This is a genomic window from Actinomadura verrucosospora, assembly GCF_039540335.1.
In the GTDB taxonomy this organism is placed as follows: Bacteria; Actinomycetota; Actinomycetes; order Streptosporangiales; family Streptosporangiaceae; genus Spirillospora; species Spirillospora verrucosospora.
Genome location: NZ_BAABEV010000004.1, coordinates 103,302 through 118,621, shown reverse-complemented (window position 1 = coordinate 118,621; position 15,320 = coordinate 103,302). Strand labels below are relative to the sequence as shown.

15 protein-coding genes are annotated in these 15,320 nt (G+C 73.4%); 10 read left to right on the top strand and 5 right to left on the bottom strand.

Features of this window, described 5'->3' with window-relative positions; all coding sequences use genetic code 11:
* Positions 1-20: 20 nt before the first annotated feature.
* The 3 genes from ABD944_RS06320 to ABD944_RS06310 all read right to left on the bottom strand — a co-directional run bounded on the left by ABD944_RS06320 (position 21) and on the right by ABD944_RS06310 (position 2,935).
* Positions 21-812, bottom strand: a complete 792-nt coding sequence (locus ABD944_RS06320) for a VanW family protein (RefSeq protein ID WP_345173290.1) — start codon at positions 810-812, stop codon at positions 21-23.
* A gap of 235 nt (positions 813-1,047) precedes the next feature.
* Positions 1,048-1,278, bottom strand: coding sequence for a DUF6158 family protein (locus ABD944_RS06315; protein WP_345173289.1), 231 nt, complete (start codon positions 1,276-1,278; stop codon positions 1,048-1,050).
* A 34-nt stretch (positions 1,279-1,312) separates the two neighbouring features.
* Positions 1,313-2,935, bottom strand: coding sequence for a bifunctional phosphatase PAP2/diacylglycerol kinase family protein (locus tag ABD944_RS06310; protein WP_345173287.1), 1,623 nt, complete (start codon positions 2,933-2,935; stop codon positions 1,313-1,315).
* A gap of 110 nt (positions 2,936-3,045) precedes the next feature.
* On the opposite strand from ABD944_RS06310, the gene ABD944_RS06305 reads away from it, so the two are divergent.
* The 3 genes from ABD944_RS06305 (at position 3,046) to ABD944_RS06295 (ending at position 5,455) form a co-directional block, all read left to right on the top strand.
* The gene (locus ABD944_RS06305; RefSeq protein WP_345173286.1) at positions 3,046-4,017 is read left to right on the top strand and encodes an ABC transporter permease; all 972 of its coding nucleotides are present in this window, start codon (positions 3,046-3,048) and stop codon (positions 4,015-4,017) included.
* Positions 4,010-4,801, top strand: a complete 792-nt coding sequence (locus tag ABD944_RS06300; protein ID WP_345173284.1) for an ABC transporter ATP-binding protein — start codon at positions 4,010-4,012, stop codon at positions 4,799-4,801. Before ABD944_RS06305 ends, ABD944_RS06300 begins: the two co-directional genes overlap by 8 nt.
* Positions 4,802-4,933: 132 nt before the next feature.
* On the top strand, positions 4,934-5,455 hold the full coding sequence (locus ABD944_RS06295) for a YbhB/YbcL family Raf kinase inhibitor-like protein (protein ID WP_345173601.1): 522 nt from the start codon (positions 4,934-4,936) through the stop codon (positions 5,453-5,455).
* Positions 5,456-5,524: 69 nt separating this feature from the next.
* Here the strand turns inward: ABD944_RS06295 and ABD944_RS06290 are convergent, their stop codons facing one another.
* Positions 5,525-6,499 carry an ArsR/SmtB family transcription factor gene (locus tag ABD944_RS06290; protein ID WP_345173283.1) on the bottom strand — a complete coding sequence of 325 codons (975 nt, stop codon included), beginning with the start codon at positions 6,497-6,499 and terminating at the stop codon, positions 5,525-5,527.
* Between the two features lie 59 nt (positions 6,500-6,558).
* Here ABD944_RS06290 and ABD944_RS06285 point away from each other — a divergent pair, with 59 nt between their 5' ends.
* Complete coding sequence (locus ABD944_RS06285; protein ID WP_345173281.1) at positions 6,559-7,842, top strand: MFS transporter; 1,284 nt, start codon at positions 6,559-6,561, stop codon at positions 7,840-7,842.
* Here the strand turns inward: ABD944_RS06285 and ABD944_RS06280 are convergent.
* The gene (locus ABD944_RS06280) at positions 7,802-9,088 is read right to left on the bottom strand and encodes a KamA family radical SAM protein (RefSeq protein ID WP_345173280.1); all 1,287 of its coding nucleotides are present in this window, start codon (positions 9,086-9,088) and stop codon (positions 7,802-7,804) included. The two genes, ABD944_RS06285 and ABD944_RS06280, sit on opposite strands and share 41 nt — an antisense overlap.
* Positions 9,089-9,491: 403 nt before the next feature.
* Here ABD944_RS06280 and ABD944_RS06275 point away from each other — a divergent pair, with 403 nt between their 5' ends.
* The 6 genes from ABD944_RS06275 (at position 9,492) to argS (ending at position 15,298) form a co-directional block, all read left to right on the top strand.
* Complete coding sequence (locus ABD944_RS06275; protein WP_345173278.1) at positions 9,492-10,217, top strand: DUF998 domain-containing protein; 726 nt, start codon at positions 9,492-9,494, stop codon at positions 10,215-10,217.
* A complete protein-coding gene (locus ABD944_RS06270; RefSeq protein WP_345173277.1) occupies positions 10,214-11,122 on the top strand; it encodes an alpha/beta fold hydrolase in 909 nt (302 codons plus the stop codon). The genes ABD944_RS06275 and ABD944_RS06270 overlap by 4 nt, the downstream gene beginning before the upstream one ends.
* Positions 11,119-11,490, top strand: coding sequence for a hypothetical protein (locus ABD944_RS06265; RefSeq protein ID WP_345173275.1), 372 nt, complete (start codon positions 11,119-11,121; stop codon positions 11,488-11,490). Before ABD944_RS06270 ends, ABD944_RS06265 begins: the two co-directional genes overlap by 4 nt.
* Before the next feature lie 102 nt (positions 11,491-11,592).
* Positions 11,593-12,006, top strand: coding sequence for a hypothetical protein (locus ABD944_RS06260; RefSeq protein WP_345173599.1), 414 nt, complete (start codon positions 11,593-11,595; stop codon positions 12,004-12,006).
* A 132-nt stretch (positions 12,007-12,138) separates the two neighbouring features.
* Entirely contained in the window at positions 12,139-13,500 is a 1,362-nt protein-coding gene (gene plsX, locus ABD944_RS06255) for a phosphate acyltransferase PlsX (RefSeq protein WP_345173274.1), read from the top strand.
* 52 nt (positions 13,501-13,552) lie between these two features.
* Complete coding sequence (argS, locus tag ABD944_RS06250; protein ID WP_345173272.1) at positions 13,553-15,298, top strand: arginine--tRNA ligase; 1,746 nt, start codon at positions 13,553-13,555, stop codon at positions 15,296-15,298.
* Positions 15,299-15,320: the final 22 nt, after the last annotated feature.

The following is a 15,320-nucleotide window of genomic DNA, read 5'->3' as shown; positions in this document are numbered from 1 at the left end:
TCCCCACCCTGCCACGCGGGTCAGAGGCACTCCACCTCGGCCTGCGGCCCGTACTCGGTGTGGAACCTCTCGCGGCGCACCTCGCGCCCGTCGGCCAGCAGCGTCCGCCACACGTCGACCTCGAAGCCCTCCCGGCCCGTCCTGGCGATGCACGCGCCGCCGCGGCCGACGCCCGCCTCGAACGGCCGGAACCCGTACCGTTCGGACGTCCGCGACCGCACCTCGTACCTGCGCCGGCCCCACAGGTTCACCGTCAGCGACGTCGCCGAGAAGGCCACCTGGATCCGCACCGGCTCGCGGGTGTCGTTCCTCCAGGTGAGGTCGAGCTGCGGGTAGAACACCGCGGCCTCGCGCCCTTCCGGGTACTCCGGCATCCACAGGCTGTGGGCGCGGGCCTTCCGGATGTCCAGCCCGGCCAGGAACACCGCGTTGTACAGCGTCGTGGACACCTGGCAGATGCCGCCGCCCACGTCGTCCGCCAGCCGCGACCCCACGATCGCGGGCGCGGGCACGTACCCGCGGCGCCTGGTGCGGGGTCCGACGGCGTCGTTGAACGAGAACGTCGCTCCGGGCTCGACGACCCGTCCGTCCAGGGCCCGGGCGGCGAGCTCGATGTTGTGGACGCGGGGCTCGCCCGGCGCGAACCGCGTGGTGAACGTGCTCATCAGGCGCTCGGGCGGCAGTGCGCCGGGACCGCCCCGCCTGGCCGCGTCGCGGTAAGGCACGGCCAGCGCCGCCGACACGCCCGACAGTCGCGGGCCCTCCAGGTAGGCGCCCACCAGGAGCCCCGTCGACGCGACGGTGCCCGCCACGACGGGCCACCACCGCCGGACGCCGCGCCGCCCCGCCCGACGGAGCCCAGGCCCGATCCGCCCCACAGACCACACCCCCCGACGATCCCCACGGGACCTCCCACGGACCCTGCCGCTCACCCGCGGCGGGCGCCCGCGTCTTTACCCGAACAGAACGAACGCCCGAACAACACCGGGCCGGTCACGGGTACCGGGCCGTCCGGGCGGCGGCGCTGGGGGCGCGCGCCTGGCGCCGTCAGCGGGCGCGGGCCCCGGCGCGCATGCGCTCGGGGTCGATCTCCCGGCCGGGGCGCCGGCGCAGGTACTCGGCCTCCAGCTCGTTCATGCGGCGGGTGTGCTCGCCGTAGGCCTGGTCGGCGGCGTGCCGGAGCGCGTCCAGCCTCGTCTCGTACAGGTGGCCGAGCTCGCGGAACAGGTCGTCGTCGCTGAGGTCGCCGGGCGCGACTCCCAGGTCACGGCTGGTCATCGTGTGATCTCCTCCTTCGTGGGCGTCCCGTGCCCTACCCGGTCACCGGGGCATGAATCGTGAAGATCCGGAGTGCGCGGCGGTGCTTGCCGAAGCGCACCGCGCGCGGCAGCGGCGCTACCTCACCGTCGCGCGCCAGCCGCAGGTCACCGGCCGGCGAGATGACCTCCATGCCGGTCGTCCGCCACGAGCGGTACCCGGGCGTCAGGCGCAGGTGGCCCGCGACGATCGCGGCGACCGCGCGGACGCGGGGCGCGCGGCTGCCGGTGGTGACCATCCGCACGTCGAGCCTGCCGTCGTCGAGGCGCTCGCGCCAGGTGGGCGCGGCGCCCCACGAGCCGAAGACGCCGTTGCCGACGAACGCCAGCCACACGCGCCGGCGCCTGCCGTCCACCATCAGCTCGACGGGCTCGGCGTGCCGCAGCGTGCCAACGGCGGCGACCGCGAGCGCGGGCCACTTCCCGATCCGCCTCTCCAGCCGGACCCGCCGCTCGACGACCTCGGTGTAGGCGCCGATGCTCGCGGTGTTGAGGAAGATCTGCTCCGCCTCGTCCCCCGCCGGAGCGGACACGGGCGCCACGTAGGAGACGTCGGCGCGGCCGATCCGCCCTTCCCGGTAGGCCCTGATCGCCTGCGTCGCGGTCTCGACGCCGACCGCGCGGGAGAAGTGGTCGAAGGTCCCGCCGGGGACGACCAGCAGCGGGACGTCGCGGCCGAGCGCCGCCCGGGCGGCCGCGTTCACGGTGCCGTCGCCGCCGACCACGGCCAGCACCTCGGCCCGCTCGGCGGCCTCGGCGCACGCCTTGTCGACGTCCCCTCCCGGCTCCACCCGGACGATCTCCGCCGCGGGCAGCTCGGCCTCGACCAGCGCGAGCGCGATCTCCGAGCGCCTCGGGAGGATCCCGGCGTCCGTCTCGGCCGAGGGGCCCGACCCCAGGTTGACGACGGCCACCACGCCCCGCCCGTCCTGGGCGACGGGCACGCGCCCGCCCCCGTCCGGGGCCAGGCGCGCGACCGGAGGCCGCGAGGGCCACACCATCCTCGTCCCGACCCCGGCGAGCGCGCCGATCCCGAGACCCGCCAGGACGTCGCCCGGGTAGTGGGCGCCGGTGTAGACGCGGGAGAAGGCCACCGCCGCGGCCGTCGCCGCGACCGGGACCGCCACCGCCGCCGGCGCCTCCAGCGCGACGCCGGTCGCGAACGCGGCGGCCGAGGCGGAGTGCCCGGACGGGAAGGCGTGCGAGGTCGGCAGCTTCCACCGGATCCGGATCGGGGGGACGAGATCGACGACGGGGCGCCGGCGGCGGAAGGCCTGCTTGCCGACGATGTTCACCGCGGGGCTCGCCACGGCGATCGCGATGGCCCCGCGCAGCGCCGCGCGGCGCAGCCGCGGCCGTCCCGCGATCCCCATCGCGCCGGCCGCCGAGAACCACAGCACCCCGTGGTCGGCGAACCGCGACAGCCGCGGCAGGACGTACTCCAGCCCGCGCAGCCGGGCCGCCGCCACCTGGTCGAACGCCCACCGGTCCATCCGGCCGAGCCTGCGCAGCAGGGGGACGCGCTGGGGCCAGGCCCGATGCTCCTGAGCCTGCCGCGACCGGCGCCGGGTGACGGACCGTGACGGCACGAAAGTGCGCCGCGAATGGTTGACGCGCATGACCCGGGTATCCCCAGGGAGGCCGACATGATTCCGTAAAGATCTCAAATCGGGGGTCACATGCGGGCGAACGTCACTGTGGACTCAGCGACTGCAATAGGCTTCGCGACATGAGTCACCCGGAACGGCTCGGAACCCCGGGTGGCGAGTCGGTCGGGACGATCGCGGAGCCTCCTCACGTGAACGGGACCCTGGCCGACTACGCCGCACGATACGGGCTGAGGCAGAGCGCTGCGCGCCCCCCGCTGCGCAAGTACATCCAGGATGTGTGGGCTCGCCGGAACTTCATCTGGGCGTTCGCATCCGCCAAGAACATCTCGATGTACACCGACTCCCGGTTGGGTCAGGTGTGGCAGCTGCTGACCCCGCTGCTGAACGCCGGGGTCTACTTCCTGATCTTCGGTCTGCTGCTGAACACCAAGCGCGGAGTGCCCGACTTCATTCCCTTCCTGGTGACGGGCGTGTTCCTGTTCGGGTTCACCCAGCGGTCGGTCACATCGGGCTCCAAGTCCGTCGGCGACAACCTCTCGCTGATCAGGGCCTTGCACTTCCCGCGGGCCACGCTGCCCCTGGCGATCGCGATCGTGGAGCTGCAGCAGCTGCTGCTCGCCCTGGTCGTGCTGTTCGTGATCGTTTTCGCGTTCGGCGAGCCGGTCAGCTTCCAGATGCTCCTGTTCGTCCCCGTGATGGCGCTCCAGCTGATGTTCAACGTGGGCATCAGCATGGTCATGGCGCGGCTCGGGGCGTTCAACCGCGACATCACCCAGCTGCTGCCGTTCGTCATGCGGACCTGGCTCTACATGTCCGGCGTGATCTTCAGCCTGCCGTCGCTGATGAAGCCGGGCTCGCGGCTCGCCGACTACCCGTGGCTGGGCGAGCTGCTCCAGCTCAACCCGGCGTACGTGTACGTGGAGCTGAGCCGGCACGTCCTGCTCGGCGAGTACCGGAACTACGTCGGAGGCCTCGCGCACGCCACCTCGACGGGGCAGCTGTGGCTGTACGCGATCCTGTGGGCCGCGGTCATGCTGGTGGGCGGATTCCTGTTCTTCTACCGTGCCGAGGAGCGCTACGGCCGTGGCTGACACGAAGGTCCGCGGGACCCTCCAGATCGACCCGACCCGGGAGCCGATCGTCGTCGTCGACGACCTGCACATCGTCTACCGGGTGTACGGCGCGGGCGGCAAGGGCAACGCCGCGAGCGCGTTCTCGCGCGTCCTTCGCCGCAAGCACCGCCCGTCGATGACCGAGGTCCACGCGATCAAGGGCCTGTCGTTCGTGGCGTACCGGGGCGAGGCCGTCGGGATCATCGGCACCAACGGCTCCGGCAAGTCGACGCTGCTGAAGGCGATCGCGGGGCTGCTGCCCCCGCACAGCGGCGGCGTCTACACCGACGGGCAGCCGTCCCTGCTGGGCGTGAACGCGGCCCTGATGAAGGACCTCACCGGCGAGCGCAACATCGTCCTCGGCTGCCTGGCGATGGGCATGACCCCGGCGGAGACCCGGTCCAAGTACAAGGAGGTCGTCGAGTTCGCCGGGCTGAAGGAGGGCTTCATCCAGTACCCCATGCGGACGTACTCCTCCGGCATGGGCGCCCGCCTCCGGTTCGCGATCGCCGCGGCCAAGACCCACGACGTCCTCCTGATCGACGAGGCGCTCGCCACCGGCGACGCCAAGTTCCGGACCAAGAGCAAGCGCCGCATCGACGAGCTGCGCAAGGACGCCGGCGCGGTCTTCCTCGTCGCGCACCAGCTCGACACGGTCAAGGAGATGTGCGACCGCGTCATCTGGATCGACGAGGGCCGCATGCACATGGACGGCGACCCCGAAGAGGTCGTCGCCGCCTACATCGAGGCGACCGGCAAGTAGCGGCGGCATGCCCGGCGCCGCGGGGCGCCGGGCGCCGATCGTGACGCCGCCGGGTTCGCGGCGGGGCCGTTAGATCGCGACGCCCCCTGGTAGAGATGTGGTGTCACGATGATCCTGATGGAGGAGGTCGCCATGCCCGGCAAGCCCCCGCTTCCGCACGAGCACCTGCCCGAGGTCCCCTCGTTCACGGTCGCCAGCGACGACATCGCCGAGGGCGAGCGGCTCGCGGACCGGCACGTGTTCGACGACTGGGGTTTCAGCGGCGGCAACGAGTCCCCGCACCTGCGCTGGTCCGGGTTCCCGGACGCGACGAAGAGCTTCGCGGTGACCTGCTACGACCCGGACGCGCCGACCGGCAGCGGCTTCTGGCACTGGTCGCTGTTCGACATCCCCGCGAGCGTCACGGAGCTGCCGACGGGCGCCGGGACCGAGGACGCCAAGGTCGGCGTGCACGCCCGCAACGACTACGGGGGCAGGGCGTTCGGCGGCGCCGCTCCGCCGCCCGGCGACCCGCACCGCTACGTCTTCACCGTCCACGCGCTGGACGTGGAGTCGCTCGGCCTCGGCCCGGACACCTCCCCGGCCGTCGTGGGCTTCAACATCACCGCCCACACCCTGGCGCGCGCCACGATCGTCGCCGAGTTCGGCGTCTGACGCCGCACCGCCCCGCCGAAGCCGTCCCGGAGACCTTCCCGGGGCGGCTTCAGCCGGTTCCGGTGGGGTCTAGTCGGCTCCGATGACGACGTCGCCGACGGCCGTGCGGCGGTAGAGGACGGAGCGGCCGCTGCGCTCGCGCGTGACCAGCCCGGACTCCCGCAGCACCGCGAGGTGGTCGCCGATCCCGCCGACGCTCATCCGGAGGCGGGCGCTCAGCCAGCTGGTCGTGGCGGGCTCGGCGAGCAGGCGCAGCAGGTCGGCCCGCGTGCGGCCCACCAGCCTGGCCAGGGCGTCCTCGCCGCGCGGCTCCCGGCTCTCCCAGAGGGCCGCCACCCCCCTGGCCCGGTACATGAGCGTGTACGGCCAGTCCTGTTCGAGCGCCGCGCCGAGCTCGGCGAAGACGACGGGCACGAACGTCAGCCCGGCACCGCCGAGGCGGTAGGTGGCGTCGCCGTGGATGTCCGCCTCGATGAGGCCGTCGCGCCACCGCACCTTGCGGGACAGGCCGTCCAGCGCCGCCGCCCAGCCGTAGGCGGCGAGGCGTCCCGCGCGGTGGACGATGTCACGTTCCAGGATCGAGCGCAGCACCGGCCAGTCCGGCTCCAGGAGGGCGCGCCAGGCCGTCTCCAGGCCCGCCGCGAGCCGCTCGACGACGTCGGGGGCCTCCAGCACCTCCCGGACGGCGGCGTCCGGCTCGGGCAGCCCCTCGAGGTTGCGGGCGAGTTCGCGGCGCGCCTGGTCGAGCGGCGTCGCCCGGACGGTCGCCAGCTGGTCGGCGACCGTCAGGTTCGGGCGGGAGGGCGGCGGGACGACGAAGTCGGCCATGTACCCGTGCGGGCGGCGCAGGAAGGCCAGCGCGCGCAGGGCCGGGTCCCCGGCCACGCGGCGGTACGCCGGCCGGGCCCGCTCCACCCAGGGGCCGAGGGGCCCGACGGGCATCCGGCCCGCGACCACGCCGAGCGCGCTGTGCACCTCGATCAGGGGGGCGATCCCGAAACGGCTGGCCGCGAGGTCGCCCGGGCCCACCACGATGCGGTACATGTTTCGTTCCTCCCCGAAACATTGTCCCGTACGGGGCCGGCGCCCGCAGAGTCGCCGCCATGACCGCTTCTTCGACGACCTCCGCGCGGTACCGCGACGTGTTCGGCGTCCCCGAGTTCCGGACGCTGTTCTCCCTCCAGACGCTCCAGGTGGCCGGCGACTCGGTCCGCACGATCGCGCTGTCGGTCCAGACCTTCGAACGCACGGGCTCGCCGGTCGCGGCGGCCCTCGTCTTCGCCGCCGGAATGCTCCCGTACGTGGTCGGCGGGGCCCTCCTGCTCTCGCTCGCCGACCGCGTCCCGGCGCGGCGGCTGCTCACCGGCTACCACCTGCTGCGCCTGGCGGTCACGGCCGTCCTCGCGGTGGGCGGGCTGCCGCTGCCGCTGACCATGGCGCTGCTCGTCGCGGTGGGGCTGTTCGCCCCGGTCGGCAGCGCGACCGTCCAGGCCCGGCTGCCCGTCCTGCTGCCCGGGGACGGCTACGTGCTCGGACGGTCGCTGTTCACGATGACCAGCGCGGGCGCGCAGATCGCCGGCCAGGCGGCGGGCGGGCTGCTGCTGTCGGTGCTCGCCCCGGCGGGGACGCTCTGGCTCGCCGCCGCCAGCGCGGCGCTGGCCGCGGGCCTCGCCCGCTTCCGCCTCCCGGACGCGCCGGCGCCGGCCCCGTCGGCGTCCACCGGGGCGGCGCGGGCGACGTGGCGCACCAACCGGCTCCTGCTCGGGCGCCCCACGACGCGCGGGCTGCTGCTGGCCGGGTGGCTGCCGATCTCCCTGTCGGTGGGGGCGGAGGGGGTCGCGGTCCCCTACGCGGACGGCCTCGGCCGTCCGGACGCGGCCGGGCTGCTGCTGTCGGCCGCCGCGGCCGGGATGTTCGCCGGGAACCTGGTGGCGGCCCGCTGGATCCGCCCGGACCTGCGGGAGCGCCTCGCGCTGCCGCTGGCCGCGCTGACCGGCGCGCCGCTCCTGCTGTTCGCCTTCGGGCCGGGCCTTCCGGCGGCGTGCGCGCTGATGGCGGCGGGGACGTTCGGGCTGGGGTACGAGCTGGTCGTCCAGCGGCGGCTCGTGGACGCGGTGCCCGAGGAGATCCGCGGGCAGGCGGTCGGCCTGTACGGCAGCGGCCTCATGACCGGACAGGCCGCCGGAATCGGATTGGCGGGCGCCCTGGGCGAGGCGGTGGCGCCCGGACGGGTCATGGCGCTGTGCGGGGCCGCGACGCTGGTGGCGTGCCTCTGGCTCCACCGGCCGCTGCGCCGGGGGGTGTGGCGTGTTCGCCCTGTGAGAAGCGAACACGCCACGGACGCGGCTACTTCTGCCAGGGGAAGCGGTCGGCGAAGGCCGGCTTGAGGTGGTCCAGCCAGACCGCCTCAGGGTCGTACTGCGCGAAGAAGGGCTTGCCGACGAGATCGGCGTCGCGGCACTGGATGAAGTGCAGCGCGAAGACCTTCTGGCCCGCGATCTCCATGACCCCGTCCACGCAGACCTTGCCGGGCGTGGCCGACATGGACGGGCCGCGGACGGTCCGCGCCAGTCCGGAGACGTGCTTGTAGGCGTCGCGGAAGATCTCGTACGCCCGGCCGAGCGGCACCGCGAAGTAGTCCTGCGGGCCCGTGTCGCGCTCGACGAACATGTAGTACGGGATCAGACCCATCCGGGTCTGCGTCCGCCACATGCTCTCCCAGTCGGCGGGGTCGTCGTTGATCGTCCGGATCAGCGGCGCCTGGGTGCGGATGACCGCCCCGGTGTCGCGGATGCGGCGGCACGCCTCGGCGACCATGAGGGGTTCGAGCTCGCGCGGGTGCGTGAAGTGCGCCATGAACGCCAGGTTCTTGCCCGAGGCCACGACCTGCTCGAACAGCCGGAGCATGTCGTCGGCGTCGGGGTCGGTGACGAACTTCTGCGGCCAGTACGCCAGCGACTTGGTCCCGATCCGGATGGATTCGAGCTGCTCGATGTCGAGCAGCGGCTCGACGTAGCGGCGCAGCACCGGCTCGCCCATGATCATGGCGTCGCCGCCGGTGAACAGGACGCTGGTGACCTCGGGGTGCGCGAGGATGTACTCGCGCAGCGCGGTGGGCTCGTCGCCGGCCATCTTCAGGTCGGCCTCGCCGACGAACTGCGCCCAGCGGAAGCAGTAGGTGCAGTAGGCGTGGCAGGTCTGGCCCTGCTTGGGGAAGTACAGCACCGTCTCGTCGTACTTGTGCTGCATCCCGGGGATCTTGCCGTCCCCGAAGCTCGGGATGTTGAGCTCCATCTGGCCCGCCGGATGCGGGTTCAGCTTCATCCGCACCAGGTGGGCGGCGGCCTCGATCTCCGCCTTCGGCGCCTCGCGGCTCAGCAGGTCCGACAGGCGCGCGACGTCCTCGGCGGGAAGCATGTCCTCCTGGGGGAAGACGAGCCGGTAGATCGGGTCGTCGGGCGCGGCCGACCAGTCGATGAGCTCCTCGATGACGTATGCGTTCGTCCGGAAGGGCAGGACCGTCGCCACCGCCCGGGTCGCGAGCCGCTGCGCGGGTGTCAGCCCCGCGCGAGCGGTGAGCTCGTCGAGGTGCTTCGCCGTGAAGGCGCGGAACTTGCGACCGGTGGATCGCATTGCGGGAGCCGCGTCGTTCACCAGTGTCACGTGTTGGTACTCCTTGCTGTCAGCGGGGGAAGCGCACCCGGGCGCGCCGCCACGTACCGTGATCAGAACCGCTCGGGCCACCTCATTCAACCGTTTGGGGTGGCTTCATGCCGAATTAGTACCCCCTGTACGTCCCCGACAAAGCCATGGTCAGGACATCCCCGACAAATAGGCTCCGTCATCATCGTTGACGCCTCATGTCTTGTCCAACGGCTACAGGACGTCAACTTCTCCGTCAGCCGCCCCCAAGTCTTCGGCCAGCGGATACTCGGCAAAGAGCGCCCCAGGTCACACACCCGCGGCCGGTTCGGAAATACTGGGGGGCGGGTAGGACCGATCGGCGCGCGGGACCGCGCGCGCGTGAGGGGGCCGGGTGAACGCTGACCACCGGGGCGGGCCGGGTGTCGTCCCCATGCACCTGATCGTTCTCGCGGGGCTGGCGTCGGTCACCTACGCCAGCTTCGTGCTGGAGAACCTCCTCAGCCCCAAGCTGGACTTCTTCAACGGCTATGTGAGCGAGCTCTCGGCCTCCGACCAGCCGTTCCACTTCGTCTACAGCGCCGGCGACCTCATCACCGGCGTCCTGTCGATCCTGGTGGCGGCCGGGACGCTCCGCAAGCTCACCCGCGCGCCCCTCGCCACCGCGGGGTGGGTGTTCCTCGGCCTGTTCGGCGTGTGCGCCATCGGCGACGCGTCCTTCCCCCTGGACTGCGCGCCGAGCCTGGAGACCTGGTGCGCCCTCCGGGAGCGCTCCGAGAACGTGTCGTTCTCCCACGAGTTCCACTCGGTGACCAGCAGCGCCGTGATCGTCTGCGGGGTGGCGGCGCTGCTGCTGCTGTCCCTGGCCGCCCGCCGGTACGGCTGGTGGCCCGCCCTGGCCCGGTGGGGCTGGCTGCTGGCGCTCGCCGAGTCGGTGGCCGCGCTCGGGACGCTGGTGGCGATGTACGCGGGGCAGTGGCTCGGGATCGTCCAGCGCGTCCAGATCGGCATCCTGTGCCTGGGCCTGCTGACCATCGCGTGGGCGCTGTACTCCGACCGGAGGGACGCGGCGCGCGCGGCACGGGGCGCGCCGGACGAGCGGGCGGAGGCCCTTCTGTGAGCGGCACGGACGGCAGGGCGGACGGCGGCGCGGACCTCGGCCCCGGCGAGATCGTGAACGTGGGCCGCGAGCAGGTGCACGTCGTCGAGTCGGGCCCGGCGGACGGGCCGCCGCTGCTGCTCAGCTCCGGGCTGGGCGGAGCCTGGTTCGACTGGGAGCCCTCCGTCGCGCTGCTCCGGGAGGACCACCGGGTGATCGTCTACGACCGTCCGGGCCTCGGGCTCAGCCCCGCGGCCGCCGCGCCGCCCTCGCTGCGCCGCGACACCGCCGTCATGGGGGCCCTGGCGGAGCGGGCCGGCCGGCCGGTCACCGTCCTCGCGCACTCGATGGCCGCGTTCGCCGCCGAGGCGCTGGCCAGGACGCGCCACCGGCTCGTGCGGGGCATGGTGCTGCTCGATCCGAGCTACGAGGGCGACGCGTGGGTGCCCGTGCGGCTGGCCGCCGCGCTGGCCCCGCTCGCCGCGGCGGCGGGCGCGGTGCTCGGCGCGACCCGGCTGGCGCGGGTCGCCGGGCCGTTCGGCCGCCGCATGGTCCTCAAGCGCACCAGCCTCCGGGACGACACCGTCCCGGAGGAGGTCGTCCTGTCGGTGTACGGGCGCGGGACGGTCCTCGGCACGGTTCTCGCGGAGGACATGGCCTACCGGGAGATGGCCGCCGACCTGGCGGGTCTCCGCGCGCGGCGCCCCTTCCCGCCCGTCCCGCTGGCCGTGGTGACCGCGCTGGGCGACGTGGACGGCGACGACCGCAAGCGCGCCTGGGCCGAGGCGCACGAGCGGCTCGCCGGGATGACCCCGCACGGCACGCGGATCGAGCTGCCCGACGCCCTGCACATGGTCCCGCTCGACCGTCCCGACGCGGTGGCCGACGCGGTCGCCGGCCTCCGCCGGATGGAGGGGGCGGCATGAGGCGCCTCCCCGCCGCCGTGCTCGCCGTCCTGCTCGCCGTGACGATGTCCGGCTGCAAGGTCATGCAGAGGATCTCCGACGGGGCGTACCGCAACGCCGTCACCGACGGGGTCGTGGACGAACTGGGCGAGCAGGGCATCGAGCTGCGGGAACGCCCGGACTGCAGGTCGCCGGGCCGGGAGACCGACGCGGAGGTGCGCGTCGGCTGCACGGCCCTGACCACGACCGGGGAGCCGGTCACCGTGGAGGGCGTGGTCCACGACGCCGACACCGAGCGTCCGCGCGAGTCCTACGTGGTGAGCGTCGGCGGGCGCGAGGTGCTCCGCAAGAGCTGCCTCGGCCTCGGCTGCGAGCACCCGAACGGCTGACCGGGCAACGAATCCGCATACGGAACGGAAAATCCGAACACGCAGTGCATACGGGGCCGTACCGTCGGTGACGTAGCGAGTGTGAAGATTCCCAGCGTGAAGATGCCGCGCCTCCGGATCGGCCGCAAGCCGGCCCTGATCCTGGGGTCCGTAGCGCTCCTCGTGATCGCCGCCGTGGGCGGCGGCGCGTTCCTGCTGCTGTCGGGGGGCGAGGAGTTGCAGTACAAGACGCAGGCCGCACTGCGCAGGGCGCTTCCCGTGACGGCCACCGCCGAGCTGCAGAAGCGCGGCGTGCGGCTCGGGGCGCCGCTGCGGTGCGCGGACCTGCCCGGCTGGACGCGGACGAAGATGCGCGTGTCCTGCACCGGCATGACCTCGGACGAGAAGCCGGTCGAGGTCATCGGCAGCGGTGAGCAGGAGTCGCGCCGCAACTACTACACGATCCTCGTGGACGGCCGGCCTGTCGTGGAGAACGCGTCGTGCCTGGGCGCCGACTGCCGCAAGGACGAGGGCTAGGGGCCGGTCCCGGCGGCGTGAGGATCGCCACTCCGGGCGTGGGGCGCCGAGGCAGGCGAAAGGACGCCATACGATGCGATGAGCTGCGTTCTTGCGGCCCACCGTGTTTCCTTCCGTCCTCCTGGAGCGGCCATGACCGGCACCGGCGAGCCGTCGCGGCCCGTGACGCCTCGCCCGGCGGAGCCCGGCCCGCCCGAGCGGGCCCCCGCGGCGCCCCGCACCGCACCGTCCAGCACCGGGCCGTCCGGCGGCGCCCCGCCTCGCACGAGCCCGGCGCCGCCGCGGTCCGCCCCGCCGCCCGGAGGCACCGCGCCGCGCCCGGCGCCGCGCCGTCCCGCGCCGGTGCGCCCGCTGCCGATCGCGGTCGACACGATGGGCGGCGACCACGCCCCCGAAGAGATCATCGCGGGGGCGGTGGCCGCGGTCCGCGAGCACGGCGTCCGGCTGGTGCTGGTCGGGCGGGCGGCGCGGATCCGGCGGGAGCTGGACCTGCACGGCGTCCTCGGCACGATCCCCATCGTGAACGCCGACGAGGCCCTGGACATGGGCGAGGGCGCGCTCGCGAGCTGGCGCAAGCCCCGCTCGTCCATCGCGATCGCCTGCCACCTGATCAAGCAGGGCCGGGCGTCGGCGCTGGTCTCGGCGGGCAGCACCGCCGGGGTGGTGGCGACGTCGCGGCTGCGGCTCAAGGGCCAGCAGGGCGTGATGCGCCCGGCGATCGCGGTGGCCCTGCCGACACGGCCGCGCCCCACGATCCTGCTGGACGCGGGCGCCACCGCGGACGTCAAGCCGGAGGGCCTCGTCCAGTTCGCCGCGCTCGGCACCGCGTACGCGCAGATCCTGCTCGGGGTGGACCGGCCGTCGGTGGGCCTGCTCAACATCGGCGCCGAGGCGGGCAAGGGCAACAAGCTCACCAAGCGGGCGCACGAGCTGCTCGCGACGGGCAGCCACGGCATCGAGTTCGCCGGGAACGTGGAGGGCCACGACCTGCTGAGCGGGCGCGTCGACGTCGTCGTCGCCGACGGCTTCACCGGCAACGTCGCGCTCAAGGCCGTGGAGGGCACCGTCGCCACCGCGTTCGCGGAGATCCGCGACGCGATGACCTCCACCCCCGCCGCGCGGATGGGCGCGCTGCTGCAGCGACGCCGCCTCCAGGACCTGCGCGACCGCCTCGACCCCGACACCTACGGCGGCGGCGTCCTGCTCGGCCTGAACGGGACGGTGGTGATCGCGCACGGCGCCTCCCGGGCCCGCGCCATCACCTCGGCCTGCGACCTGGCGCACCGGCTGGCCGCCGGACGGATCGTCGAGCGGATCCGCGAGCAGGTCGCCGCGACCCGCACGTCCCGCTTCGGGCGCTGGACGCACGGCGAGCGCGACGGCGACAGGCCCGCCGACAAGCCGGCGGACCGGCCCGGCGAGAAGGTCCCGGAGGTCCCCTCCCCCGCCGCCGACACCGTCCCCGACCGCACGGAGCCGCCCACCGGGCACTAGCCCCGCCCAAAACCGATTCCGGGCCCCTCCGCGTCGCCGATAACCTTGGAACATGCCCGATCCGCAACTCGTACTCGCCGCCCGGGTCCAGGCCGCGCTGAGCGCCGCCTTCGGACCGTCGTACGCGGACACCGACCCGGTCATCCGGCCGTCGCAGTTCGCCGACCTTCAGGCCAACGTGGCGCTGCCGCTGGCCAAGAAGCTGGGCCGCAAGCCGCGAGACGTGGCCGAGGAGATCGCGGCGCACCTCGACACGGCGGGGGTCGTGTCGCAGGTGCAGGTCAGCGGGCCCGGGTTCATCAACCTGACGCTCAGCGACGAGTGGATCGCCGGCGAGGCGCAGCGGGCCCTGGAGGACGAGCGGCTCGCCGTCCCCCCCGCCGACAAGCCGCAGAAGGTCGTCGTCGAGTACTCCTCCCCGAACGTGGCGAAGGAGATGCACGTCGGGCACCTGCGGACCACGATCGTCGGCGACGCGATCGCGCGGATCCTGGCGTTCCTCGGGCACGAGGTCGTCCGGGACAACCACGTCGGCGACTGGGGCACCCCGTTCGGCATGCTGATCGAGCACCTGCTCGACCTCGGGGAGGACGCCGCCGCGCGGGACGACTCGTCCGTCAGCGACCTGACCGCGTTCTACCAGGCCGCGCGGGAGAAGTTCGACGGCGACGAGGCGTTCGCCGACCGGTCCCGGCGCAGGGTCGTCGCGCTCCAGGCGGGCGACGCCGAGACGCTGCGGCTGTGGAACGTCCTCGTCGAGGTGTCGAAGCGGTACTTCAACTCCGTCTACGGGCGGCTCGGCGTCACGCTCACCGACGACGACATCAAGGGCGAGAGCTACTACAACGACCTGCTGGCCCCGACCGCCCGGGAGCTGGAGGACAAGGGCATCGCGGTGATCAGCGACGGGGCGCTGTGCGCGTTCCCGCCCGGGTTCACCGGCCGGGAGGGCGAGCCGCTCCCGGTGATCATCCGCAAGAGCGACGGCGGCTACAACTACTCCACCACCGACCTCGCCACGATCCGGTACCGGGTCGACACCGAGCACGTCGACCGGATGATCTACGTGGTCGGGGCGCCGCAGGCGCTGCACTTCCAGATGGTGTTCGCCGTCGCGCGGATGGCGGGCTGGCTGAACGACGAGGTCAGGGCCGAGCACGCGCAGATCGGGAACGTCCTCGGCACCGACGGCAAGATCCTGCGGACCCGGGCCGGCGGCACCGTCAAGCTGGCGGAGCTGCTGGACGAGGCGGTCGAGCGGGCCGGCGCCGTGTTCGACGAGATCCAGCACGACGAGCCGTTCGACGACGCGACCCGGGCCGAGATCGTCCAGGCGGTCGGCATGGGCGCGGTGAAGTACGCCGACCTGTCGGTGGCGCGCGACAGCGAGTACACCTTCGACTTCGACCGGATGATCTCGTTCAACGGCAAGACCGGCCCGTACCTGCAGTACGCGACCGCGCGGATCCGGTCGATCTTCCGGAAGGGCGGCCTGGCCCCCGAGGACGCGACCGGCCCGATCACGCTCGTCCACCCGGCCGAGCGCGCGCTGGCGCTGGAGCTGCTCGGGTTCGGCGCCGTGCTGAAGCAGGCCGGCGAGACCGCCGAGCCGCACCGGCTGGCGAGCTACGTCTACTCGGTCGCCGACGCCTACACGACGTTCTACGAGAACTGCCCGGTGCTGAAGGCCCCCGACGAGCAGACGCGGGCGTCGCGGCTCGCGCTGTGCGCGGCGACGCTGCGCACGCTCGTCACCGGCCTCGACCTCCTCGGCGTCCCCACCCCCGAGCGCATGTGAGACGGGGCGCCGGGCGCGGCGC